The sequence below is a fragment of the Bradyrhizobium centrolobii genome (genome assembly GCF_001641635.1).
Lineage (GTDB): Bacteria > Pseudomonadota > Alphaproteobacteria > Rhizobiales > Xanthobacteraceae > Bradyrhizobium > Bradyrhizobium centrolobii.
Genome location: NZ_LUUB01000024.1, coordinates 1 through 22279 on the forward strand (window position 1 = coordinate 1; position 22279 = coordinate 22279).

General features: G+C 62.3%; 16 protein-coding genes. 10 read left to right on the forward strand and 6 right to left on the reverse strand.

What is annotated here, in order from left to right; translation table 11 throughout:
- From AYJ54_RS50530 to AYJ54_RS04110, 3 genes are all read left to right on the forward strand, one after another.
- Positions 1–339 (forward strand): hypothetical protein (locus AYJ54_RS50530; RefSeq protein ID WP_161491804.1); only part of this gene is annotated, 339 nt, incomplete at its 5' end.
- Positions 340–594: 255 nt separating this feature from the next.
- Positions 595–2781, forward strand: a complete 2187-nt coding sequence (locus AYJ54_RS04105) for a type I secretion system permease/ATPase (protein WP_082905467.1) — start codon at positions 595–597, stop codon at positions 2779–2781.
- Positions 2768–4189 carry an HlyD family type I secretion periplasmic adaptor subunit gene (locus AYJ54_RS04110; RefSeq protein WP_063696725.1) on the forward strand — a complete coding sequence of 474 codons (1422 nt, stop codon included), beginning with the start codon at positions 2768–2770 and terminating at the stop codon, positions 4187–4189. The genes AYJ54_RS04105 and AYJ54_RS04110 overlap by 14 nt, the downstream gene beginning before the upstream one ends.
- A gap of 402 nt (positions 4190–4591) precedes the next feature.
- Here the strand turns inward: AYJ54_RS04110 and AYJ54_RS04115 are convergent, their stop codons facing one another.
- Both AYJ54_RS04115 and AYJ54_RS04120 read right to left on the reverse strand, forming a co-directional pair.
- Complete coding sequence (locus tag AYJ54_RS04115; protein ID WP_063696726.1) at positions 4592–6826, reverse strand: hypothetical protein; 2235 nt, start codon at positions 6824–6826, stop codon at positions 4592–4594.
- 5 nt (positions 6827–6831) lie between these two features.
- On the reverse strand, positions 6832–7155 hold the full coding sequence (locus tag AYJ54_RS04120) for a c-type cytochrome (RefSeq protein WP_161491805.1): 324 nt from the start codon (positions 7153–7155) through the stop codon (positions 6832–6834).
- 463 nt (positions 7156–7618) lie between these two features.
- Between AYJ54_RS04120 and AYJ54_RS04125 the strand changes: the two genes are divergently transcribed.
- The 3 genes from AYJ54_RS04125 to AYJ54_RS04135 are packed head-to-tail and all read left to right on the forward strand — an operon-like array spanning position 7619 to position 11693.
- A complete protein-coding gene (locus tag AYJ54_RS04125) occupies positions 7619–8977 on the forward strand; it encodes a c-type cytochrome (RefSeq protein WP_245328877.1) in 1359 nt (452 codons plus the stop codon).
- Positions 8974–9471 carry a (2Fe-2S)-binding protein gene (locus AYJ54_RS04130; RefSeq protein ID WP_063696732.1) on the forward strand — a complete coding sequence of 166 codons (498 nt, stop codon included), beginning with the start codon at positions 8974–8976 and terminating at the stop codon, positions 9469–9471. The genes AYJ54_RS04125 and AYJ54_RS04130 overlap by 4 nt, the downstream gene beginning before the upstream one ends.
- Positions 9468–11693: a xanthine dehydrogenase family protein molybdopterin-binding subunit gene (locus AYJ54_RS04135; protein ID WP_063696734.1), complete on the forward strand. Its 2226-nt coding sequence runs from the start codon at positions 9468–9470 to the stop codon at positions 11691–11693. Before AYJ54_RS04130 ends, AYJ54_RS04135 begins: the two co-directional genes overlap by 4 nt.
- A gap of 383 nt (positions 11694–12076) precedes the next feature.
- Here the strand turns inward: AYJ54_RS04135 and AYJ54_RS04140 are convergent, their stop codons facing one another.
- Positions 12077–12850, reverse strand: coding sequence for a GntR family transcriptional regulator (locus AYJ54_RS04140; protein ID WP_082905468.1), 774 nt, complete (start codon positions 12848–12850; stop codon positions 12077–12079).
- A 165-nt stretch (positions 12851–13015) separates the two neighbouring features.
- On the opposite strand from AYJ54_RS04140, the gene AYJ54_RS04145 reads away from it, so the two are divergent.
- The 4 genes from AYJ54_RS04145 to AYJ54_RS04160 all read left to right on the forward strand — a co-directional run bounded on the left by AYJ54_RS04145 (position 13016) and on the right by AYJ54_RS04160 (position 17674).
- Positions 13016–14641, forward strand: coding sequence for a sugar ABC transporter ATP-binding protein (locus AYJ54_RS04145; RefSeq protein WP_082905469.1), 1626 nt, complete (start codon positions 13016–13018; stop codon positions 14639–14641).
- A complete protein-coding gene (locus AYJ54_RS04150) occupies positions 14638–15972 on the forward strand; it encodes an ABC transporter permease (RefSeq protein WP_082905470.1) in 1335 nt (444 codons plus the stop codon). Before AYJ54_RS04145 ends, AYJ54_RS04150 begins: the two co-directional genes overlap by 4 nt.
- Positions 15959–16933 carry a substrate-binding domain-containing protein gene (locus tag AYJ54_RS04155; RefSeq protein WP_063696738.1) on the forward strand — a complete coding sequence of 325 codons (975 nt, stop codon included), beginning with the start codon at positions 15959–15961 and terminating at the stop codon, positions 16931–16933. Before AYJ54_RS04150 ends, AYJ54_RS04155 begins: the two co-directional genes overlap by 14 nt.
- 147 nt (positions 16934–17080) lie before the next feature.
- Entirely contained in the window at positions 17081–17674 is a 594-nt protein-coding gene (locus AYJ54_RS04160; RefSeq protein ID WP_063696740.1) for a DUF1349 domain-containing protein, read from the forward strand.
- A 525-nt stretch (positions 17675–18199) separates the two neighbouring features.
- Here the strand turns inward: AYJ54_RS04160 and AYJ54_RS04165 are convergent.
- From AYJ54_RS04165 to AYJ54_RS04175, 3 genes are all read right to left on the reverse strand, one after another.
- A complete protein-coding gene (locus AYJ54_RS04165; protein WP_063696741.1) occupies positions 18200–19549 on the reverse strand; it encodes a carbohydrate porin in 1350 nt (449 codons plus the stop codon).
- An 84-nt stretch (positions 19550–19633) separates the two neighbouring features.
- Entirely contained in the window at positions 19634–20695 is a 1062-nt protein-coding gene (locus AYJ54_RS04170) for an ABC transporter permease (RefSeq protein WP_063696743.1), read from the reverse strand.
- Positions 20692–22218: a sugar ABC transporter ATP-binding protein gene (locus AYJ54_RS04175; RefSeq protein WP_063696744.1), complete on the reverse strand. Its 1527-nt coding sequence runs from the start codon at positions 22216–22218 to the stop codon at positions 20692–20694. The genes AYJ54_RS04170 and AYJ54_RS04175 overlap by 4 nt, the downstream gene beginning before the upstream one ends.
- Positions 22219–22279: the final 61 nt, after the last annotated feature.

The window sequence follows — 22279 nt, forward strand, 5'->3', positions numbered from 1 at the left end:
ACGCTGTCGCTCGAGAATGCGGCCGGCCTCACCGGCACCGTCTCGAACTTCGAAGTCGGCGACACGATCGACCTGCTCGACACGTCGGTGTCGTCGTTCACCTTCGATGGCTCGACGCTGACGCTCGCTACGAACTCGGGGACCTACGCCTACCGGTTCGCGGGCGTGCAGTCCGGCACCGAGCTCAATGTCAGCGATGACGGCCATGGCGGAACGGCGATCTCGCTGTCGCTGCTGGTACAGCAGTCGGCGAGCATCGTTCCGGATGCCGGCGTCGAAGGCAGCCTCGTGGCCCAGGACACCACGCAGCAGCAGACCACGCTGGCCAGCCACGGCTGATCCGGCCCGTCAACGACATGCGCACCGGGGGTTCGCCCCGGTGTGTGCTGCGATTGCGGCTGGAGGCACATCATGCCTTCCGCTGCCCCGCGATCCGGCCGCCGAATGCTCAAAAATATAGTTATGTGATCGGTCTGGCATAGTTATCAAACCGTAACATAGCCGCGTTAGCTATTCGCCTCGCTTGCCGGCCGACTGGCCGGATAATCGTCCGTGAAATCATCCGGACCCGATGCGCACGGATGTTTACCGCCGATGAGCCTTAACGAGACCATTGCCAGGGACACCAGCGCGCGGGAAGCGCCGGTTCAGGCCGTCCCGAAGCCGCCGGCTGATCCGGGCCTGACCGCGCTCGTCATGATGCTGCAGTTCCTCGGCGTCGCCGTGGAGCCGGAGCAGCTCCGCCACCAGCTCGGCGTCGTCACGGTCGGCACCACCGAGATGCTGCGCTCCACCAAGCAGTTCAACATCAAGGCGCGCCTCGTGAAGACGAGCTGGGAGCGGCTGGACAAGACGCCGCTGCCCGCCATCGTCCCCTTGCGCGACGGCGGCTTCCTGATCCTGGGCAAGGCCGGCGACGGCAAGGCCATCGTGCAATATCCGGGGTCGCCGCGCCCGCAGATGTTGACCAAGGCCCAGTTCGAGGTGATCTGGGACGGCCGCATCGTGCTGATGGCCAAGCGCGCCGGCCTCGTCGAGCTGTCGCGGCGCTTCGACATCACCTGGTTCATGGGCGCGATCAACCGCTATCGCGGCCTGCTCGGCGAGGTCCTGGTCGCCTCGTTCTTCCTTCAGATCTTCGCGCTGGTGTCGCCGCTGTTCTTCCAGGTGGTGATCGACAAGGTGCTGGTGCACCGCAGCCTCGGCACGCTCGACGTCCTTGTCGCCGGCATCGTCGCGATCTCGATCTTCGAAGTCGTGCTCGGCGCGCTGCGCACCTACCTCTTCTCCCACACGACGAACCGCATCGACGTCGAGCTCGGCGCGCGGCTGTTTCATCATTTGCTGGCGCTGCCGCTGTCCTACTTCCAGGCGCGGCGGGTCGGCGACACCGTGGCGCGCGTGCGCGAGCTGGAGAACCTGCGCAACTTCATCACCGGCTCGGCGCTGACGCTGGTGATCGACCTGTTCTTCACCTTCGTCTTTCTCGGCCTGATGGCCTTCTATTCGCCGCTGCTGACCGCGATCGTGCTGGCGTCCTTCCCGCTCTACATCGCGATCTCGGCCGGCGCCACGCCGCTGTTCCGCCTGCGCCTCGACGAGAAGTTCAAGCGCGGTGCGGAAAACCAGTCCTTCCTGGTCGAGAGCGTCACCGGCGTCGAAGCACTGAAGGCGATGGCGGTCGAGCCGCAGATGCAGAAGCGCTGGGAGGAGCAGCTCGCCGGCTATGTCGCGTCGAGCTTCCGCGTCGTCAATCTCGGTAATGTCGCCAGCCAGGCCGTGCAGTTCGTGAGCAAGATCAACATGGCGATCCTGCTCTATTTCGGCGCAAAGCTCGTCATCGACGGCAACCTGACGGTCGGCGAACTCGTGGCCTTCAACATGCTGTCGGGGCGGGTCACCGGGCCGGTGCTGCGGCTCGCCCAGCTCTGGCAGGATTTCCACCAGGCGCGCCTGTCGGTCGAGCGGCTCGGCGACATCCTCAACACCACGCCGGAGCCGACCCACCGCCCCGGCCGCGCTGCTCTTCCTGCCATCCGCGGCGACATCACCTTCGAGCATGTCGGGTTCCGCTACCGCATCGACGGGCCGCAGATCCTGAGCGACGTCAATCTGAAGATTCCGGCCGGCCAGATCGTCGGCATCGTCGGCACCTCCGGCTCCGGCAAGAGCACGCTGGGCAAGCTGATCCAGCGCCTCTATCTGCCCGAGAGCGGCCGCGTGCTGGTCGACGGCAATGATCTTGCGCCTGTCGATCCGACCTGGCTGCGCCGACAGGTCGGCGTCGTGCTCCAGGAGAACATGCTGTTCAACCGCTCGGTGCGCGACAACATCGCGCTGTCCGATCCCGCGCTGCCGATGGAGCGCGTGGTGGCCGCGGCCAAGCTCGCCGGCGCGCATGACTTCATCCTCGAGCTCCAGGACGGCTACGACACAGTGATCGGCGAGCGCGGCAGCACGCTGTCCGGCGGCCAGCGCCAGCGCATCGCGATCGCGCGCGCGCTCACCACCAATCCGCGCGTCCTCATCTTCGACGAGGCGACCAGCGCGCTCGACTATGAGAGCGAGCGCGTGATCCAGCAGAACATGCGGGAGATCACCGCGGGCCGAACCGTGCTGATCATCGCCCACCGGCTTTCGACGGTGCGCAACGCCGACCGCATCATCACCATCGAGCGCGGCCGCGTCGTCGAGGACGGCTCGCACGACCAGCTGATCAGGAGCGGCGGCCGCTACGCCACGCTGCATCGGGTACAGGCGGGACTCCATGAAGTCGGCTAGGGCGCTCATGGCCTCGCTGCGCCGGCCGACGCGCACCCGCGACGAGCTGGCGTTCCTGCCCGCGGCGCTCGAGATCGTGGAGACCCCGCCCTCGCCGACCGGCCGCGCGGTCGCCGCATCGATCTCGGCCGTATTCCTGATCGCGCTGGTGTGGGCGAGCATCGGCACCGTCGACATCATCGCGACCGCGACCGGCAAGATCGTTCCGGACGGACGCACCAAGGTGATCCAGCCGTTCGAGACCGCGGTCGTCCGCGCCATCCATGTCAAGGATGGCCAACGGGTCAAGGCGGGCGACCTCCTGATCGAGCTCGATCCCACCATGAGCGAGGCCGAGCTCGGCCATCTCCAGAGCGACCTGCTCGCGAGCGAGCTCGACATCGCGCGCCTGCGCGCGGCGATTGCGGGCGGCGACCCAGCCAAGTTCACCCCACCCGAGCACGCGACCTCCGAGCAGATCCGTACCGCCAAGCGTTTCCTGGCGTCGCAGACGTCAGAACAGGCGGCCAAGATCACCTCGATCGAGTGGCAGAGTACGCAGAAGAAAGCGGAGCGTGCCACCACCGAGGCGACGATCGGCAAGATCAGCGCCCTGATCCCCATTATGCAGCAGCGGGTCGACGTGCGAAAATATCTCGTCGACCGCGAGTTCGGTTCGAAATTGCAATACCTGACAGAAATGCAGGACCTGGTCTCGCAGCAGCAGGAGCTCCTGGTCCAGAAGAGCCACTATGCCGAAGCCGATGCCGCGATCTCAGGTCTCGACGAAACGCTCCGCCGCACCGAGGCCGAATATAACCGCGGCCTGTTCGACGACCTCGCCAAGGCCGAGCAGAAAGCGGCCGGCCTGCGCCAGGACATCGTCAAGGCCGAGCAGCGCACCAGCCTCTTGCGCCTCACGGCACAGGAGGACGGCATCGTGCAGCAGCTCGCGGTGCATTCGATCGGCGGCGTCGTGACGCCCGCGCAGACGCTCATGGTCGTGGTGCCCTCGAGCGGCGGCCTCGAGATCGAGGCGATGATCTCGAACCGCGACATCGGCTTCGTCCATCCCGGCGAGGAAGCGGCGATCAAGGTCGACACCTTCAGCTTCACCCGCTACGGCCTGCGAAATGGAAAGGTGATCAGCGTCTCCCAGGACGCCATCGTCCGCAACAAGCCGCCGGAGAAGCCGGGAGATACCCCGGCCGGCACCGAGACCTCAACCAGCGAGCCAAAGGGCCAGGAGCTCGTCTACTCGGCCCGCATCTCGCTCGACCGGGCGCAAATGGACATCGACGGCCGCACCGTCAACCTCGCGCCCGGAATGGCCGTGACCGTGGAGATCAAGACCGGCACGCGCAAGATCATCGATTATCTGGTGTCGCCGCTGATCCGCTATGGGCAGGAGAGTTTAAGGGAGCGGTGAGGCAGAAGCTCGATAGGCCGAGCGCGGTCGCCAAGGAAGCGTCTCGAGCCTGTCGACTGATCTTTACACGCGTTTCACAAAGCCCATTGTATCCTGAAGACGCTTTCTTCGGTGGCAAGTCAGGGCCGGATTGATTTTCAAGAATGATTCCGCCCGACTGCATTGCTGCTTGAGACCAACGCCGGAGGAACCCGCACTTGGACGCTTCGTAGGCCGTTGAGCGCTGCGCGGCGAAAGCCTGCCACCGCCGCGGCGTCCGAGCTCTTTGGCCGCTTGGTCCGGGGCGGCGCTCGGCAGCGCAGCGAATCCGGACAGTCCTGATGGTGGCAATTTTCCGGAGACCCAAATGGTCGGCGCAGTTTTGCGTCGTACGCGATGCCACTTCGCCGCCCTGAGGCAGTGTCAGTGCGCCAGCGGATCGGGCCGTAGCTGGAATTGCACCACTAGCGGACTCGAGCGTGTTGCTTCCGTCGCTCCGGGCGCGCCAGGCTCGGGCGCATCAAGTCCCTCGATGTGTACCGGCGTTCGATTGCCCGAGGTCACCCATAGACCGCGCCCCTTCCAACCGGCTGCGGCGTCATCGATGCGACCGTCGATTCCCTTGGCGAAGAATCCCATTGGATAAGGCACGCGTAGCTCAATCACGCGGCCGCCTACCAGTGCATGCAGCGAATCCGACTGATTGCCGGTCGCAATCGGCGTGTCCGCTCCAAGTCCAAGAACATTGTGCTGGTCGACCCAGACGTAATACGGGTTTTCGGCAGCACTGGAGTCACCCTGAAACGACGGGCCCGGCAGCGGGTAGAATGTCCAGCCCTCCGGACACTTGTTGCCACCTTCGGCGCCGGATCCATTGAGCGGGCCGTGGCATTTGCGGCGATCGAAGCTGCCGATGTGGCCGCTGTCCAGCGGCACCCACACCACACCGTTGCGATCAACGTCCATGCCTCTGATCCCATAGCCGGGCATCGGCACCTTGTAGACTTCGGCAAGCGCGGTGTCGGGCGGGTTCGTTCCGGGATCGAGGCGGATGATGTAGCCGGGATGGCGCAGGCTCGAGCCCCAGATCGAGCCGTCGAGCGGATTCCACGAGATGCCGTAGGTGCCAAGCGGCACCCGCGTATCCTTGCTCGGATCAAGTGGTTGACCGGGCTCGTTGTAGCCCTCGTCACGTCTGCCGTTGCCATTGGTGTCGACCACAAGCGGCGTCCAGCCCTGCGAGGCCGCAGCATCGCCGGTCTCCAAGAATTTTCGCGTGTTGACCCAGCCGATCACCGCGAGCTTGCCCTGGGTGTTGGTGCCGAGCCAAAGCGTGTTGTCGGCATCCTCGGCGAAATTCAGATGCTGGGTGCCGAAACAGGTGTCGATGAAGGAGAATTTTCGCGTGCGGGGATCAAAGACCGTGACCTGTCGCGCATTCTGAAAGAAGCCTTCATGCGCTTCAGTCAGCGGATAGAGCTGCGCCGAACGCAGCGGCGAGTCCTTGCCGCAATACGCGGGTTGGACATTGGGTGGGCGTGACTGCGCGGTGAAGTAGACGCGCCCGTCCTGATCCATCACAGGGGTGTGCGCGTTGGCGTGGCTATCCCAGACCTGCTCAGTCCCGAAATAGGCCGAAGGCGCCAACACCGGACTGGCGAGTGCTGAACTCGGCGTTCCCTCCCCGTCGCGCACCGGCATCCTGATCACGCTCTTGCTGTTGTGGACCGGGTCGAGCACAGGCATGTCGTCGGTCGACAGCTCGGTCGCGCCGTAAATCAAGCCATTGCCGTTAACGGTCGGCTGCCGTCGGTCTGTGACCGTTAGATCATGGAGATAGTGTCTTGGATCGAGCCAATCGCGGACAGTGACCACGAGGTTGCGCTCGATACCATTTGGGCGCGGCGGACTCGCTGCCGGCAGCTGACCTTGCGCAATTCGGTCGGTCCAATCCGCGAGCGCGGCAAGATGTCCGCCATCGGGCGTGAGCAGCCGGCCCATGGTGCGAACCATGGTGGTACCGCCAACTCCCGCCTGCAGGCGCTCGGCCCAGGCAGCGACCGACGAGTCCCGAGCGAAGGCTTCCGGAATCCTGCGTGTCGCGTAATTGCCGATCTGATGGCAATTGCCGCAGCCGTTTGTCTTGATGACGTCGAGCCACTGATCCTGTGTTTTGAATTCCTCGGGGGTTCCGTTGCCGTTAGGGCCGGTCCCAGGAAATTGGTTCTTGTCCGGAATGTGCAGCATCGAGAACCAGTAGATCGCCGGATAATATTGCGCGGCATGCGCAAGATCGGGAGCGATCTCGGCCGTCAGGTTCAGCGTCTTGCCGGGATCGGCGTCGATCTTCTTCGAATCGACCAAGCCATAGCCGCGGACCCACAGACGATAGCGCGCTTTCGGTAGATCAGGCAGCAAGTAGCGGCCGAAGTCGTCGGTTACGACGATCTTGGCAAACCGTGTACCGAGATCGCGCGTTTCCGCAATCACCCAGACGCCGGCCTCCGGGCCGAAGCGGCTGGTCACAACTCCACCGATCTCGTTCCCGCCGCTATTGACCTTGTTGTCAGCCGTTGCGGTCGGCTGCGCCGCGAGCCTTGCAAGCAGCGCGATTGAACCAAGAAGCAGGCCGAAAGCAGGTATGGTACGCGCTCTCATGGGACCTACTTCCGCGTTGCGAGGTAGGCGATGATGTCATCGCGATCGCGATCCGATACGCCCTGAAACACACTCATGGGACTTTGCGGGACCATCTGCTTCGGTGCTGAAATCCAGCCGCGCAGAGCATCGACATTCCAGTCCCACGATGCCGTGTCCTTGAATGCGGCCGAATAGTGGAACCCGGGGATTGTCCCGGCGCGACGATCAACAATGCCGAACAGGTTTGGTCCAAAACGGTTGGGTCCTCCTTTGTCGATGGTGTGGCAAAGCGCGCACTGACGAACGAACGCTCCCTCGCCATGGTGAATGTCGGCAGCATCGGCCATGTCGGACGCGCACGTAAGGCCCGCCCCGGCAAGCCATGGCCAAATCAGCGCGACACGCAAGCTTGCGACCATCGGCAAGAGTTCCACAAACTTGAAAAAGGCGCGTGAGTGCGTGTGACTTCGTCAGCCGCCGAACCTTGAGGCACGCTGCCCTAACCACTCGCAATGTCGTTCAATGAAACGAATGAAGGTGGGTTTCTGTGGCCCGCAAGCACTTTCTCGTGTGAGAACGGTTCCGTCAGGTCGGGTCCATGGGCATCGGCTAATCCGACCAGGGCACGTCTGTCGCGTGCCCCGCATTCACGGTCGCCACTTGCCGGAAAGCGCCATCGCGAGAACCGTCAAAATCTGGTGAGTGGAAGGTCTTCGGCGAAACAGGCGAGGACAGGCCTCGTTATAGCGTGGTCGCACACGAAGATCCGGTATGACCATATCAATGCGGATCGCGTTGGCCCTCGTAGCCGTGCTGCTGATCATCGGCGCGTCGTTGGCGCTCGTTTGGCGCCCGGCCATCGAAACGATCGACCCGCCCGCCCGTCAATCATTCGATCCCGAACTGGTCAAGCGCGGCCGTCAACTCGCCGCCATCGGCAATTGCACCGATTGCCACACGGTGCGCGGCGGCGAGCAACTCGCGGGAGGAATGCCCGTGCGCACGCCGTTCGGGACGGTGTATTCAACCAACATCACGCCCGATCCGGAAACCGGCATCGGTCATTGGTCGGAAGCGGCGTTTCGGCGTGCGATGAACTCCGGTGTCGACCGTGCCGGCCAGCATCTCTATCCAACATTTCCCTATGACCATTTCACCCATGTCACCAACCAGGACGATGGCGCTCTTTATGCTTACCTCATGACGCGCCGGCCGGTCCATGCGCCGGCCCGGCAGAATCAACTCTCGTTTCCATTCGATCAGCGTCCGCTCATCGCCGCCTGGAAGCTACTCTACTTGCGTCACGACGAGGTGCGTCCCGATTCTTCGAAAAACAGCGAATGGAATCGAGGCGCCTATCTAGTCGAAGGATTGGCTCACTGCGGCGCCTGTCACACGCCACGCAATGCCTTTGGCGCTGAACGGAAAGAGGCGGCATTCGGCGGCGGCGAAGCCGACAACTGGCTCGCCTATGCGATCAATGTGCAATCCCCGGCACCAGTCCCATGGACGGAGCAGGCACTATTCACTTACCTGCGGCGCGGCTGGCATCCGGATCATGGCGTCGCACGCGGGCCGATGGCACAGGTGGTGAGCAATCTTTCGCCGGTCGACGCCGACGACGTCCGCGCGATTGCCACGTATGTCGCCGGCCTCTTCGGGTCGCCCGCGTCCGACCGCATTCGCAGCGCCGAAGCAGTGCGAACCGAAGCGAACAAAGCCCCGACCGCGGCACCACAAACATCGGCGTCGATCTTCGCGCCGAATGCCGTTTCGCCTGCGACCAATACTGGAGCAGCGATCTACGCGGCGGCATGTGCCAGCTGCCATGAAACCTCGCGGCCACTTCCCTATGCTGGGCTCAATCTCCACCTCTCGACCGCCATCAGCGCACCGGATCCGCGCAACGCCGCCAACACCATTCTGTACGGCCTGCCGGCGCTGGACGACGAACGCAGCCCGATCATGCCCGGCTTCGCTCCGAGCATGACCGACGCACAGGTGGGTGCGCTCTTGATCTATCTGCGCGCTCACTTCGGTCACGAGCCCGCATGGAGCAAGGTCGAGCAGACCGTGGCCCAGGCCCGGCAGGCCCAAGCCGCCTTCCTCCAGACTTCGGCGGATCCGCCAAACATAGCGACCGAACCGCTACCACGAGACAAGCCATGATGATTTTGAAGGTCAATGGTCGAGACCACCAAATCGAGGCCGAGCCGGATACACCACTGCTCTACGTCTTGCGTGACGACATCAAGCTGAATGCAGCCAAGTATGGCTGCGGGCTCGGGCAGTGCGGCGCCTGCACGGTCATGGTCGACGGCAAGGCGGTTCTCTCCTGCGTCACACCGCTTGTCTTGCTGGTGGGCAAGCAGATCACGACCCTCGAGGGACTGGGCACAGTCGACAGGCCGGCACCGATCCAGCGCGCCTTCATGGAGGAACAGGCAGCGCAATGTGGCTATTGCATTCCTGGCATGATGATGCGTGCGCAAGCGCTGTTGCAGCGCAATTCGAAGCCGACCGACCAGCAGATCCGGTCCGCGCTCGCGCCGCATCTGTGCCGTTGTGGGACCCACATGCGCATCCTGCGCGCCGTGCATCGCGCCGCACGGATGATGCGCGAAGCCGGCAACTCGACCGCTGGCCACGGGAGTCCGTCATGAACGCTCCCCTCACTCTTGATCGCCGTCGCGTGCTGATGGGCGGCGGCGCGCTGATCGTCAGCTTTTCGCTCGGCCGGGCAACCGCCCAGGAGCAGGCATCAGCAGGCGCGCCCAGCCGACCGGGCAGCCTTGCACGAGCGCCTTACCTGGATTCGTGGATTCGGATCGATGCCGACGGCAGCATCACGGCGTTCACCGGCAAGGCCGAGCTGGGCCAAGGCATCAGGACCGCCTTACAACAAATCGCCGCCGAAGAGCTCGATGTGCCATTCGAATCCCTGACGCTCGTGACGGCGGACACCAAGCTGACCGCCAACGAGGGTTATACCGCAGGAAGTCACTCCATGCAGGACAGCGGAACGGCGATCCAGAACGCTGCCGCGCAAGTGCGCGACTTGTTGCTTGAGGAAGCATCGCGCCGATTGAGGCAGCCGGTAGAGACCCTGCGAACCGAGAACGGCACTGTCGTCAATCAGGATGGCATGCGGTTGACCTATGGCGAACTGGTCGCCTTCGAACTGCTGCACGTGCAGGCGCAGTCGAGCTCACGGCTCAAGGAGCCTGCCACCTTCAAAGTAATGGCGCGACCGATCGCGCGGGTCGATATTCCCGCCAAGGTCACAGGTGGCGCGGCCTACGTCCAGGATATCCGGTTGCCCGGAATGTTGCATGCACGCGTGGTGCGGCCACCAAGCTATGGCGCGCATCTGACCGACTGCGACACCTCGCCCGCCGAGAAGATGCCAGGCGTGGTCAAGGTCATTCGCGACGGTGATTTCCTCGCTGTGGTCGCAGAAAGGGAATTTCAGTCGATCAAGGCGATGAGTTCGCTTGCGGTCGCGGCGCGGTGGCAAGAGAGCGCAAGGCTGCCAAAGCAGCGCGATCCACGCGAGATCCTGACCGGGTTGCCGTCGCGGGACTCCACGATCCTCGAGCTCAGCGACCCCGCGGTCACGGGCCAGCGAACGCTCGAGGCGACCTACACACGGCCCTATCAGTCACACGGCTCGATCGGCCCGTCATGTGCGGTCGCTCAGTTCACCGATGGCGCGATGACCGTCTGGACTCACACCCAGGGAGTCTATCCCGACCGCGAGGCTATCGCAGAGATGCTCGGCATGCCTCTCGAAAGCGTTCGCCTGATTCACGTCGAAGGCTCCGGCTGCTACGGTCACAATGGTGCCGACGATGCCGCCGCCGACGCGGCACTGATCGCCAGCGTTTTGCCGGGACGTCCGGTTCGCCTGCAATGGATGCGTGAGCAGGAGCATGCCTGGGAGCCTTTCGGCCCAGCCATGGTGACGCGACTGAAGGCATCGGTTAAAGCCGAGGGGCGGATCGCGGATTGGCAATTCGAGGTGTGGAGCAATACGCATTCGATGCGCCCGGGCGGCGCCGGTGCGCTGCTTGCCGCGCAACACAAGGCGCAACCGATCGCCGCGCCAGAGCCAAAGCCCCTACCTTTGCCGGAAGGCGGCGGCGACCGCAACGCGATCCCGATCTATTCGTTTCCCAACACAAAGGTCGTGCATCACTTCATTGCCGAGATGCCGCTCCGGGTTTCTGCGCTGCGATCCCTCGGCGCCTACCACAATGTATTTTCCATCGAGAGCTTCATGGAGGAGCTCGCGGCTGTTGCAAACACGGATCCTGTCGAGTTCAGACTGAGACACCTCAAGGACCAGCGCGCTCGCGACGTGATCGAGCAAGCTGCGAGGAGCTTCGGCTGGACGAAGGACCAGACGCCGCCGACCGACCACGGCTACGGATTTGCCTTCGCCCGCTACAAGAACCTCGCGGCCTATTGCGCCATCGCCTCCGAAGTCGGGGTCAACCGCGACACCGGTCGCGCACGCCTTGTGCGTGCTGTTGCCGCAGTCGATGCTGGACAAATTGTTAATCCTAACGGGTTGATCAACCAGATCGAGGGCGCAATCGTGCAGTCGATGAGCTGGACGCTCTATGAGAGCGTGATCTTCGACGATACGAGGATCACCAGCATCGATTGGCAAACCTACCCGATCTTGCGGTTCAATGCAGTTCCGGACAGCATAGAGGTTCATCTGATCGATCGTCCCGGCCAGCCGTTTTTGGGCAGTGGCGAGGTTGGCCAGGGTCCTGCGGCTGCATCGATCGCAAATGCGGTTGCCAATGCCATCGGGAAGCGCCTGCGCGATCTACCGCTGACACGACAACGCATCAAGAACGCAATCGAAGCGTGAGCCCGACTCATCCACGGAATGTCCGGGTGGCGCCAAGAGCCGCGGTTTCGGATAGTTCGCATTTGGCCTAACGCGGACATCGCGCGAAGGATTTACCAAACTGCCTGTCTCAATGCCGGGTTGATCTGGCCGAAGAAAAGCGCCGGACCGCAGAGGCCTTTCTTATTCCCACGGATTTAGCGGAAGTGGGTGAAGGGAATTGTGCTTGAAGCGGAGCGCGAAGCCTGACGCTCCCGGAAAGCTCCGCCCATGCTGCCTCGCATTTGAGCCGAAACATCAGACGAAACAACACGTCCAGCGTCGCTGCAGATCACGCAGCTCTGTGCCGCGGAGGTAAACACAAAAGTTCGATTCCTCGCGCCGGCGGCTCTCGTTCGTTGATTTCATTCTCGTGTTTTTTGGTTGTCACCGGTCAACTCACGCATCCGTGCTTCGATCGGGACGCAATTTTCAAAGAAGTCGGGGTGTCTTGCGACGAAGGATTGCAGTTCGCGCGATACGCGATCGAGATGGTTCGCCATTTCGCTTTTCGCCCGATCCGGCTCATGCGCGGCGATCGCGTGAAAGATCGCTTCGTGCTCGCGGAAAGTTCCCTCAGGCCGTCCCGGCTCCGGCAGCAGCGTTCGGCGGACGCGCTCAAGATGCGTTCGGATCGGATCGAGGACCTCGCCAACTCGTGCAAGACTCAGGCCCTCGGTCATCTGGCGATGAAATCTGGTGTCGAGTTCGTGGAAGCCTTCAAGATCTCCGCTGGTGATGGCGGTCTTTTGGTAGGCGAGATTCTGACGAAGCGCCGCGATCGCATCGTCCGACATCTCGGCCGCACAGACCCCGACAACCTCAACCTCCAATGCACGGCGCATCAACATCCATTGCCGCATATCATCAAGGTGAATCTTGGCCACGTAAGATCCGCGTTGCGGCTCGACCACCACAAGCCCCTCGAAAGCGAGCCGGTTGATCGCGGTCGTGATAGAGAGCTTGGACACCTCAAACGCGGCGCACCACTCGTTCTTGTCGATCGGGGTATCCGGTGCGAGCGCGCCTGAAACGATGGCTCGCTTGAGCGCCACATAGGCCTGGTCGACTTTTGACCCCCCTGCCCTGCGTCCTCGTGCTGCAGCCGTCCCTCCGCTGAACCCACCAACTGAATGCATGCCGTAATCCCTCGACTGATTTTTCCCGGTGGCGTGAAGCCAATTCGGAAACTAAATGGCTTGACGAATAGCGACTGATATAACTAGCATATCAGAAAAATACGCAGCGAACACCTGCGGCTCAATGTCTCCAAAGACTAAGGGCGCGCCGGGAGGAGCAGCCTGATGGAGACACGCTTCGGCGCTCTCGGAGAAGATGAACGGGCCGGGTCCCGCTCCTCTCGCACGGTCGAGTTGGCCGGCAGGGCTGGGCAAATTGTCCTTGCTGCAGAGCACGTTTCGAAGTCCTTTGCAGGCGTCAAGGCGCTCGACGACGTCGACTTCGATCTGCGCTACGGCGAAGTGCATGCATTGATGGGCGAGAACGGTGCCGGCAAAAGCACATTGATGAAAATTCTCGCCGGCGTACACACGAGCTATGACGGTGCCATCCAGGTCGAGGGCCACGCCGTGTCATTTGCCGGCGTCCGCGACGCCGAGGCAGCAGGCGTTGCGATCATCCATCAGGAGCTCAATCTTGTTCCCGAGCTGAGCGTGGCTGACAATATTTTCCTCGGTCGTGAGCCGCTGATCGGCGCCGTGTTCATCGATCGCCGCCGCATCGTCAGGGCGGCCGGGCGGCTCTTGCAACGTCTCGGGGTCAAGATCGCCCCCGAAAGCCGCGTTGCTGAATTGCGTGTCGGCGAGCAGCAGCTGGTGGAAATCGCCAAGGCCTTATCGCTGAACGCCCGCATCCTCATCATGGACGAGCCGACCTCGGCATTGTCCTCTTCGGAATGCGAGACGCTGTTCAAGATCGTGCGCCAGCTCGCGAGCGAAGACGTCGCGATCATATACACGTCGCATCGGATTGAGGAGGTTCTCGATCTCGCCGATCGGGTAACTGTTTTGCGCGACGGAAGGCGGGTGGTGACGGCTCCGATCGACGAGTTGTCTCACCGTGCGATCATTTCGGCGATGGTTGGGCGCGACATCGCCGCAAGCGACCGGGTTGCCGCTGCGAATGACGGCGCGGTCGTCCTTTCCGTGCGCGACTTGACGCTCGACACGCTCAGTTCGCGCGGCTGGCGACGGACTCTGCACGGCATCAGCTTTCTACTCAGGCGGGGCGAGATCCTAGGCATCGGCGGCCTGCTTGGCTCCGGCCGGACGGAGATCCTGGAGTCGATCTTTGGAGCCGTGCGCGGCTGGCGGGGCGGCGAGATTGCGATCGATGGCATAGCCGTCGACATCAACTCGCCAGCCGATGCCTATCGTCTTGGCCTCGCGCTCGTCAGCGAAGACCGCAAGGAACGCGGGCTGCATCTCTCTGCCTCGATCTGTGACAATATCGCCCTGCCTTCAATCGGAGCGATGTCGCAGTTTGGCTTGCGCGCTTTCGCAAGAGAACGCGGATTGGCCGCCGACATGGTCCGCAGACTCTCGGTCCGTTGCACGGGCATCGGTCAGGTAGCCGCGTCACTCTCCGGCGGTAATCAGCAGAAGATCGTGATCGGCAAATGGCTAGCGACCGAGCCTCGTATTCTTCTGCTTGACGAGCCAACCCGCGGCATCGATGTCGGCGCCAAGCAGGAAATATACCGGCTGATCTTTGATCTCGCCAAGCAAGGCCTCGGCATCGTCGTGGTGACGTCGGAAATGCCCGAGCTTCTGCTGCTGTCTGACCGAATTCTCGTGATGTGCGAGGGACGGCAGACCGGCATTCTGCGGCGCGAGGAAGCAACGGAAGAGACCGTGATGCGTCTTGCTGCTCCCGGCATGGCGGAGTGGTCGCAGGGAGCACCAATGTGAAGGTACTTCGGCTCCTGTCGCGGACCAAGCTTTATTGGGGTCTGCTGATCATGTGCCTGATCGGCGCGCTCACTTCGCCGCATACGTCCTCCGGCAACAATATCTTTCTGTCCTACGCAAATCTGACAGACGTCCTGCGCCAGGTCTCGATCACAGGGCTGGTCGCGACCGGCATGACGCTGGTCATTCTGCTCGGCGGCATCGATTTATCGGTCGGGTCGATCATGGGCTTTTCGACTGTTATTTGTGCGATGCTGCTTACCAAACCCGGCTGGACCGCCGCTTCCGCGATGGGAGTGCCGGTCGCGACAATTGTAGGCGGCGCTGCCGTAGCACTGGTGGCGCGCTTTATCTTCACCGGCCTCGCGCGCGGTCATGATGTCGGTGCCGGACGGCGCCGCGAGAACGCGCTCTCGCCTTGGCACACCATAGGTATACCAGGGCTGCTCGGCCTTGTCGCCGCCATCGCAATTGCATGGTGGACGGCGAGCCAGGTGACAACCAAGTTCAGTGTTCTCGGCGTCCTCCTGGTCGCGCCGAGCCTCGCGCTGCTGCTCGGCACTGTCAACGGACTTCTGATCGTCAGCGGACGGTTGCAGCCATTCATCGCCACGCTGGCAATGATGGTAAGTGCCCTTGGTATCGCGCGGCTCACCGCAGGGCAGGACAATGCCGTAGTGCCGGTCTACACCGGCACCAACGCGACCGAAGCATTCGAGCTTCTCCGTTCGATGCTGTGGGGCATCTTGCCGGTGCCAAGCGTCTTCTTTCTGGCGGCGATCATCCTATTCGGTGCGATCCTGCGTTTCACGACTTTTGGCCGCTATGCCTACGCGATCGGCGGAAATGTCGAGGCCGCCAAGCTGTCAGGCATCAGGGTCGCCCAGATCCAGCTCACGGCCTATCTGCTCTCCGGACTTCTGGCAGGTATTGCAGGCGTCCTGTTCGTCGCGCAGTACCGACAAGGCAAGCCCGATGCCGGCGCCGGACTCGAACTCGACGCAATCGCCGCAGTCGTAATCGGTGGAACAAGCCTGATGGGCGGCCGAGGTGGTCTCGCCGGCACCTTCGTCGGCGTCCTGATCTTCGGTTTGCTCTCCGACATTCTTCAGCTTCAGAATATCGACTCTAATGTCCAGTTGCTGATGAAGGGGCTGATCATCGTCTGCACCGTACTGGTGCAGGAACAGAATCTCGGCCAGCTCTTCGCGCGATGGCGGTTCAGCCGATCGCAGGAAGCGAACGTCGATCCCAAAACAGCCGCATCCTATCGGCTGCCGAGCGCTGCAAAGGCGCAATTTGCAAGGGAGGACCTCGATGAAGCGTCGTGAATTCTTGAAATTGTCGACCACCATGGCTGGTGCCGCGATGACCGTCTATATGCCGGCCGGCTGGACGCCTGCTCGAGCGGCGGCCAAGTGGAAAGTCGGCTTCAGCCAATGCACTACGCTCGAGCCGTGGCGCGTTCAATTCAATAAAGACATCCAAGCCGAGGCAAAGAATCAGCCAGATGTTGACCTTGTGATTACCGACGGACAGGACAAGACGGAAAAGCAGGTCGCCGATTGCGAGAACCTGATCGTGCAGCAGGTCAATGTCCTCCTGATTTCTCCGAAGGAGTCGGCGGGGCTGACCGGCGTCGTCGAGAAGGCGATCGACGCCAAGATTCCAGTAATCGTGCTGGATCGCAACGTCGATACTAGGCGGATCACCCAATTTATCGGTGGCGACAATGTTGCAATCGGTCGCGCAGCCGGTGAACACGCGGTCAAGCTGCTTGGCGGTCCCGGCAAGGCGACCGGCAATGTCGTCGAGATCTGGGGCGGCATGGGCACCCAACCTGCACATGATCGGCACGACGGCTTCCATGCTTTCACCGACAAGGAGCCGGGCATCAAGAATCTGCTCAATAACCAGTCAGGCGATTGGAAGCAGGATAAGGCCTACAACATCATGACGACGGCGCTCCGCAATAACGAGAAGATCGATCTGGTCTATGGGCACAACGATCCGATGGCCTATGGTGCTTATCTCGCCGCCAAGGACGCCGGCCGCGACAAGGACATCAAGTTCATTCTCGGCATCGACGGGCTGCCAGATGAAGGCGTGACCTGGGTCAGCAAGGGGCAGCTTACAGCAACATTCCTCTATGCAACGCCGGGAGCCGAGGGCCTGCGCCAGGCCGTCAAACTCTTGAAGGGCGAGCAGCTGCAACCGGTCATCACCCTGCCCACGATGCTGATTACGAAGGATAATGCTCAAGCCATCTTGAAGAAGAACGGGCTGCTTTGATCCTCTGACCGTCAAGGCAGTCATGAGAGCTGACAGACAGAGTCTGGTTCGATCAAGTTTAACCAGACTCTGAATTCGCATCAGTCGTTCTATCACTCGGGCATACTATTCCGCGACATCGGCCGGAACCGCTAACCGAGGTTTGACATGAGCGATCCGATCTTCCGCAGAAACGACGGCGTGTGGCTGAACGAGCCGGAACGATGGTCCGCGCAGGGCGACAGCCTTCAGATCGTCACGGACAAAGCCACCGACTTCTGGCGCGAAACCCACTACGGCTTCAGCCGGGACAGCGGGCATTTCCTGGGCTTCCCGACCGCCGAGGCATTCACCGCAGAGTTGCGCGTCCAGGGTGACTTTCAGGCACTCTATGATCAAGCCGGCATCATGGTGCGCATCGACGAGCAGCGTTGGGTCAAGGCTGGGATCGAGTTCTCGGACGGTCGCGCCATGCTTGCCAGCGTGCTCACCGACGGGAGATCGGACTGGGCGACGGCGCCCTATGAGCATGACGCCCGCGAATTCTGGGTGCGCGCGACCGTCGCGAACGGCGTCCTTCGCTTGCAGGCTTCGGCCGATGGCAAGCTCTGGCCGCTCATGCGGCTGTCGCCATTCGCCAAGGCAAGCTCATACCTCGTGGGTCCGATGGCCTGCACACCCGAGCGGGCCGGGTTGAAGGTCGTTTTTTCGACGTTTCGCCTGACACCGCCGCTGGGCAAAGATCTACACGATCTCGGCTGAGGGGCGGCCACTAGCTTGTCCAAGGAATCATCAATTGTGGCGCCACGTGGCGGGGAAGCGACTCGAGCCGCCGACGCCGTTTTTTCCATCACTGCAACTATGCCGCCGAACGTCTGCTGCGGTCGCATCACCGCTCACGCTTGCCCTCGATAGATTTTTCTTGATCTCCCGGTGCACACGCCGGCTTAGAACTAGTTGCAAAACTCTCGGTCCAATCCAGCATGAGCTCAATTTGAGCTAGCCACAGCAAGCTAGATCCAAACTGATCTGTCGAGTTGCGCCGTCACCTGCGTTCGTCGACGAAATCTCGGCAGGTGAAGTTGTCGGGTGCTTCACTCAAAAGCCCCGTGATGCGAAATGAGGCGCTCCTCGCGCAGCCTGCCTTCGTCGGCGCCGGCCCTTAGCCGCTCCGGAGACCAGCCTTCGGCTGGCTTCGGAGAGCTTCAAGGTGCTGGCTAACTTGGCGTAAGCCGACGCCTGAAGAGGCACGCCAGATACGTTGACCCGGATGAGCCTACCGCCGCATCAGAAGTGGACCTCGGTTCGCATGCCAAGGACCCAGGCATTGTCGGTCTTCACGCCGGCGGCATTAAACCCGCGCCCGCCAGGATTGATCACATACTGCGCATCGAACTTGAGGTTCATCCAGCCGGTCGCCTGCCAGCCGTACCAGACTTCGATCGGGACTTCGTTGCCGCCTGCATTCGGGCCAAAGGCAGCCGAATTCACGTGGGTCGTGCCCACCGCGAAGCCGACTTCATCCTCGGGACGCCAGTAGAATGTTCCGGTGTGCTTGAAGCCCAAAGCGATCTGGTAGTCCTGGAACGACGTCCGGTGATCGGCGACCGTCGTATTGAGGAAGGTATACCAACCCAGTGCCCCGGGCCCGTCAACGGTCAAGCGCTGCAGGATCGACTCATAAACACCCCAGCGGCCTCGTTGATCTCCCAGAAACTGGGTCGGGACACCACCGACGCCAGGGATGACCTGAACGACACCCGGAAGGCCACCATCGATCGTCGACGCGCTGTCATACCAGCCGCCCAATCTCCAGGTCCCGTTTAGGGGACTTTTCGGCGCCCAGACCAACTCCACCGGCACCAGCACACCCGTGGCCGGGTTCGAGCCAGGGACGCCCGGCAAGAAGTAGATGCTGGGCGACGACGTCGTCAGATAATTCGGATTGGCGTCGTAGACGCCGACCGACAATTGGAAATCCTTGGCGAAGTTGTAGTGGACGACGCCGGCCCATTGGCTCACCGGCCAGTTATAGATGTAGCCGCCCTGGATGTTGCCGGGCTGGCCGCCGCAGAAGGTCAGGTTGATGAACTCGCACAGACCGAAGAAGAAGTCGGAGCCGACTGGAAGACGGCCGCCCTTGAGTTCAAGCTGATCATTGAAAAGCTTCTGCGAGTAGTAGAGTTGGGTCAGGCGAAAAATATTTCCGCGGCCGAAAACTTCGTTGGTCAGCTGCAAGGCCGGAATGCCTGCCTCGGTATTCAGGTTGTCGCCGAAACGCTGGACCAGCGTGAGGCCGACCGTGCCGCCTTGGATGCCGGCAAGCTTCCCCATATCGAGCTTGGCCCCGAACCACAGCTGTCCAGCGTTGGCCGCGGTGTTCCTGCTTCCGCCCGACAGGTTGCCGACGGATTCATTACCCAGCGTCAGGCCCAGATCGATGCCCTGCTCCTTCAGCTTGGTCCTGCCGAGATCGCCGAACAGATACGGTCTTGTCCAGAAATCATCGGTCTCAGCATAAGGAACAGGCGGAGCTTTCGTTAAAGGATCGGCCGCATATGCTCCACCAGTCAATAGAGATGACAAAGCAATCCCCGCCCCCCACACGCGCGCTGTCTTCACAGACCTATGCAACATTTTCTGCTCTCCAAGCGTCCCCGAGCTTTGTCTATTTTTGTGGTCACGTCCCCGCCCAAAGCCCTCCAGCCTGGAACGTGCCTCTCATGCCTGATCGCCTGTTCTCGTTGGCAACGCCGCCACGCGGGGCGGTGATGCGCTCTGCTTTGCTTGCACAAGTGTCGATCTCGGCGCCGTGCGGGCCAAGCTGGCCAGCGCCGCCTTGCGCCGCCGACGGGCCTGCAATTGCTGATCCGCCAGCACGCCGACCAGAATCACCGTCCCCATCACCGCGAAGTTCAGGGAATTGGGGATGCCCAGGATATTCACCAGGTTCTGCAGCACTTGCAACAGCGCCGTCCCCAGCACAATACCGAGAATGGAGCCCTCGCCGCCGCGCAAGCTGCACCCACCCAGGACGGCAGCCGCGATCGCATAGAGCTCGTAGAAATTGCCGAAGGAGCTCGGAGAGACCGAGTTGGTATAGAACACGAACAACACGGTCGAGATCCCGGCGAGCCCGCCGCTGATGATGTAGGCGGTCGCGATCACGATATTTGTGCTGATACCGGAGAAGCGTGCTGCTTCCTCGTTTTTCCCGACGGCATAGAGCCAGCGCCCATAGACGGAGCGGTGCAGCAGCACGCCGAGAATCAGCGCAAGGATGATCAGGAAGATGAAGGTGTTCGGGATGCCCCCGATATTGCCGGAGGCGATGGTGCTCAGCGTGCTAGCCTCGTCACCGTAGCCGAAGCCGCGTGTCGAGTCGCTCGTATAGTAGCGCGCGGCGCCGCGATAGATCAGCAATCCGCACAGCGTCACTATGAAGGGCTGCATTTTCAGCCGCGTGATCAGGAAGCCCTGGATGCCTCCCAGCGCCAGCCCGCCCAACAGGACCAGCAGCAGCGCGAAGGGCCAATAAATCTGATAAGTCGTCAGAAGGTCGATAAAGACGACGCCAAGCAGCGCGAACATCGAGCCGAGCGAAAGATCGATGCCTCCGGTGATGATCACGAGCCCCTCGCCCAGCGCGAACACACCGAACAGGCCGATCAGATTGGCCATGTTCAGCAAGTTCACCAACGATAGGAAGGCCGGATTGATCGCGCCGGTGATGGCGGAGATCACTGCAAGCAGCAGACACAGGCCGAGTTCTTTCTTCATCATGGCGCCGCGGCTTCCACCGTTTCCAGCGCTTGGCCGATCGCCAGCCGCAGCACGTTGTATTCGCTGAACTGCTCGCGCTCCAGCACACCGCTGACAGCGCCTTCATGCATCACTGCCACCCGGTCGGAGACGCCGATGACCTCCTCCATGTCCGAGGAGATCATCACGATCGCGACGCCCTGGTCGGCGAGGTCGCGCATCAGCGCGTAGATCTCGCTCTTGGCACCGACATCGATGCCACGGGTAGGCTCGTCGAAGAACATCACCCGCGGCTGCATGGAGAGCCACTTGCCCAGCACTACCTTTTGCTGGTTGCCGCCGGAGAGCGTCACGGCCTCCATATCGATGCTCGGCGCCTTTATGGACAGGCTCCGCACCTGTTCTTTCGCGATCTTGCGCTCGACCGCGCCGTTGACCAGCCACATCCGCGCATAATTCAGCAGGCTCGCGAGCGTCACGTTCTCCCGGATCGGCAATTCCAGCACCAGCCCGGATTTCTTGCGGTCCTCCGGCACCAGATAGATCCCTTGCCTGATGGCGTCGCGCGGCGACGCGACACCGACCGGCGCGTCGCCGATCCTGATCTCGCCGCCCAGCAACGGGTCGATGCCGAAGACCGCGCGGGCCAGGGAGGTGCGGCCAGCACCCACGAGCCCTGCCAGACCGAGGATCTCTCCGCGCCGCACGGAAAGATCAATTTGCCGGTCAGGATAGGCGATGGTCACGAGGCCGACGATATCGCAGCCGCCCGGCTGCGGCGACCGTTTCGGCGGCGTATACAGCGCCTTCAGGTCGCGACCGATCATCAGACGGATCATTGCGGCATGGCTTAGTTCGTGCCGCGCCAGCTCTCCCACCGTGCGCCCGTCGCGCAGCACCACGACGCGGTCAGCGCAGGTCATGATCTCACCCAGCCGGTGAGAGATATAGATCACCGAGATGTCGTGCGCCTTCAGGTCGGCAATCACCTCCAGCAGCCGTTCGGTCTCCGAAATTGTCAGGCTGGAGGTCGGCTCGTCCATGATGATCACGCGGGCGTCGATCGAGAGCGCCTTGGCGATCTCCACCATCTGCCGCTCCGCGATGGACAGGTTGTCGACCGGCGTGTTCGGCGTGAAATCGGCGCCCAGCCGCTCCAGCAGCGGCGTCACGCGGGCGCGCATCTGCGCGTTGTCCACCAGCTTCAGCGGGCCGCCAGTAAGCTTCTCGCGGCCTATGAATACATTGGCCGCGACGTCGAGATTCTCGAACAGGTTCAGTTCCTGGTGCACGAAGGCGATGCCGGCCCGCGTCGCCTCGCTCACCGTCATCCGGGCGAGGTCGTTACCGCCGATGCGGATCACGCCTTCGCTTGGCGCGATCACGCCGCCCAGTACGCGCATCAGCGTCGATTTGCCGGCGCCGTTCTCGCCGATCAGGCCCAACACCTCGCCGCGGTACACGCGCAGGCTGACATCGTCGAGGGCCCGGACACCGGGATACGTCTTGCTGATGCTGGTGAGCTCCAGCAGCGTCTCTGCCATTCGGCGTTTCCTCCCGCACACCGCCCGGCGGCCTGTGGCGGCCGGGCGGTGAAGCACACTG

Excerpts from the sequence above, each read along its gene's own strand:
- AYJ54_RS04105 (WP_082905467.1), top strand. The coding sequence starts at position 595 with ATGAGCCTTAACGAGACCATTGCCAGGGACACCAGCGCGCGGGAAGCG.
- AYJ54_RS04110 (WP_063696725.1), top strand. The coding sequence starts at position 2,768 with ATGAAGTCGGCTAGGGCGCTCATGGCCTCGCTGCGCCGGCCGACGCGC.
- AYJ54_RS04115 (WP_063696726.1), bottom strand. The coding sequence starts at position 6,826 with ATGAGAGCGCGTACCATACCTGCTTTCGGCCTGCTTCTTGGTTCAATC.
- AYJ54_RS04120 (WP_161491805.1), bottom strand. The coding sequence starts at position 7,155 with ATGGCCGATGCTGCCGACATTCACCATGGCGAGGGAGCGTTCGTTCGT.
- AYJ54_RS04130 (WP_063696732.1), top strand. The coding sequence starts at position 8,974 with ATGATGATTTTGAAGGTCAATGGTCGAGACCACCAAATCGAGGCCGAG.
- AYJ54_RS04135 (WP_063696734.1), top strand. The coding sequence starts at position 9,468 with ATGAACGCTCCCCTCACTCTTGATCGCCGTCGCGTGCTGATGGGCGGC.
- AYJ54_RS04140 (WP_082905468.1), bottom strand. The coding sequence starts at position 12,850 with ATGCATTCAGTTGGTGGGTTCAGCGGAGGGACGGCTGCAGCACGAGGA.
- AYJ54_RS04145 (WP_082905469.1), top strand. The coding sequence starts at position 13,016 with ATGGAGACACGCTTCGGCGCTCTCGGAGAAGATGAACGGGCCGGGTCC.
- AYJ54_RS04155 (WP_063696738.1), top strand. The coding sequence starts at position 15,959 with ATGAAGCGTCGTGAATTCTTGAAATTGTCGACCACCATGGCTGGTGCC.
- AYJ54_RS04160 (WP_063696740.1), top strand. The coding sequence starts at position 17,081 with ATGAGCGATCCGATCTTCCGCAGAAACGACGGCGTGTGGCTGAACGAG.
- AYJ54_RS04165 (WP_063696741.1), bottom strand. The coding sequence starts at position 19,549 with ATGTTGCATAGGTCTGTGAAGACAGCGCGCGTGTGGGGGGCGGGGATT.
- AYJ54_RS04170 (WP_063696743.1), bottom strand. The coding sequence starts at position 20,695 with ATGATGAAGAAAGAACTCGGCCTGTGTCTGCTGCTTGCAGTGATCTCC.
- AYJ54_RS04175 (WP_063696744.1), bottom strand. The coding sequence starts at position 22,218 with ATGGCAGAGACGCTGCTGGAGCTCACCAGCATCAGCAAGACGTATCCC.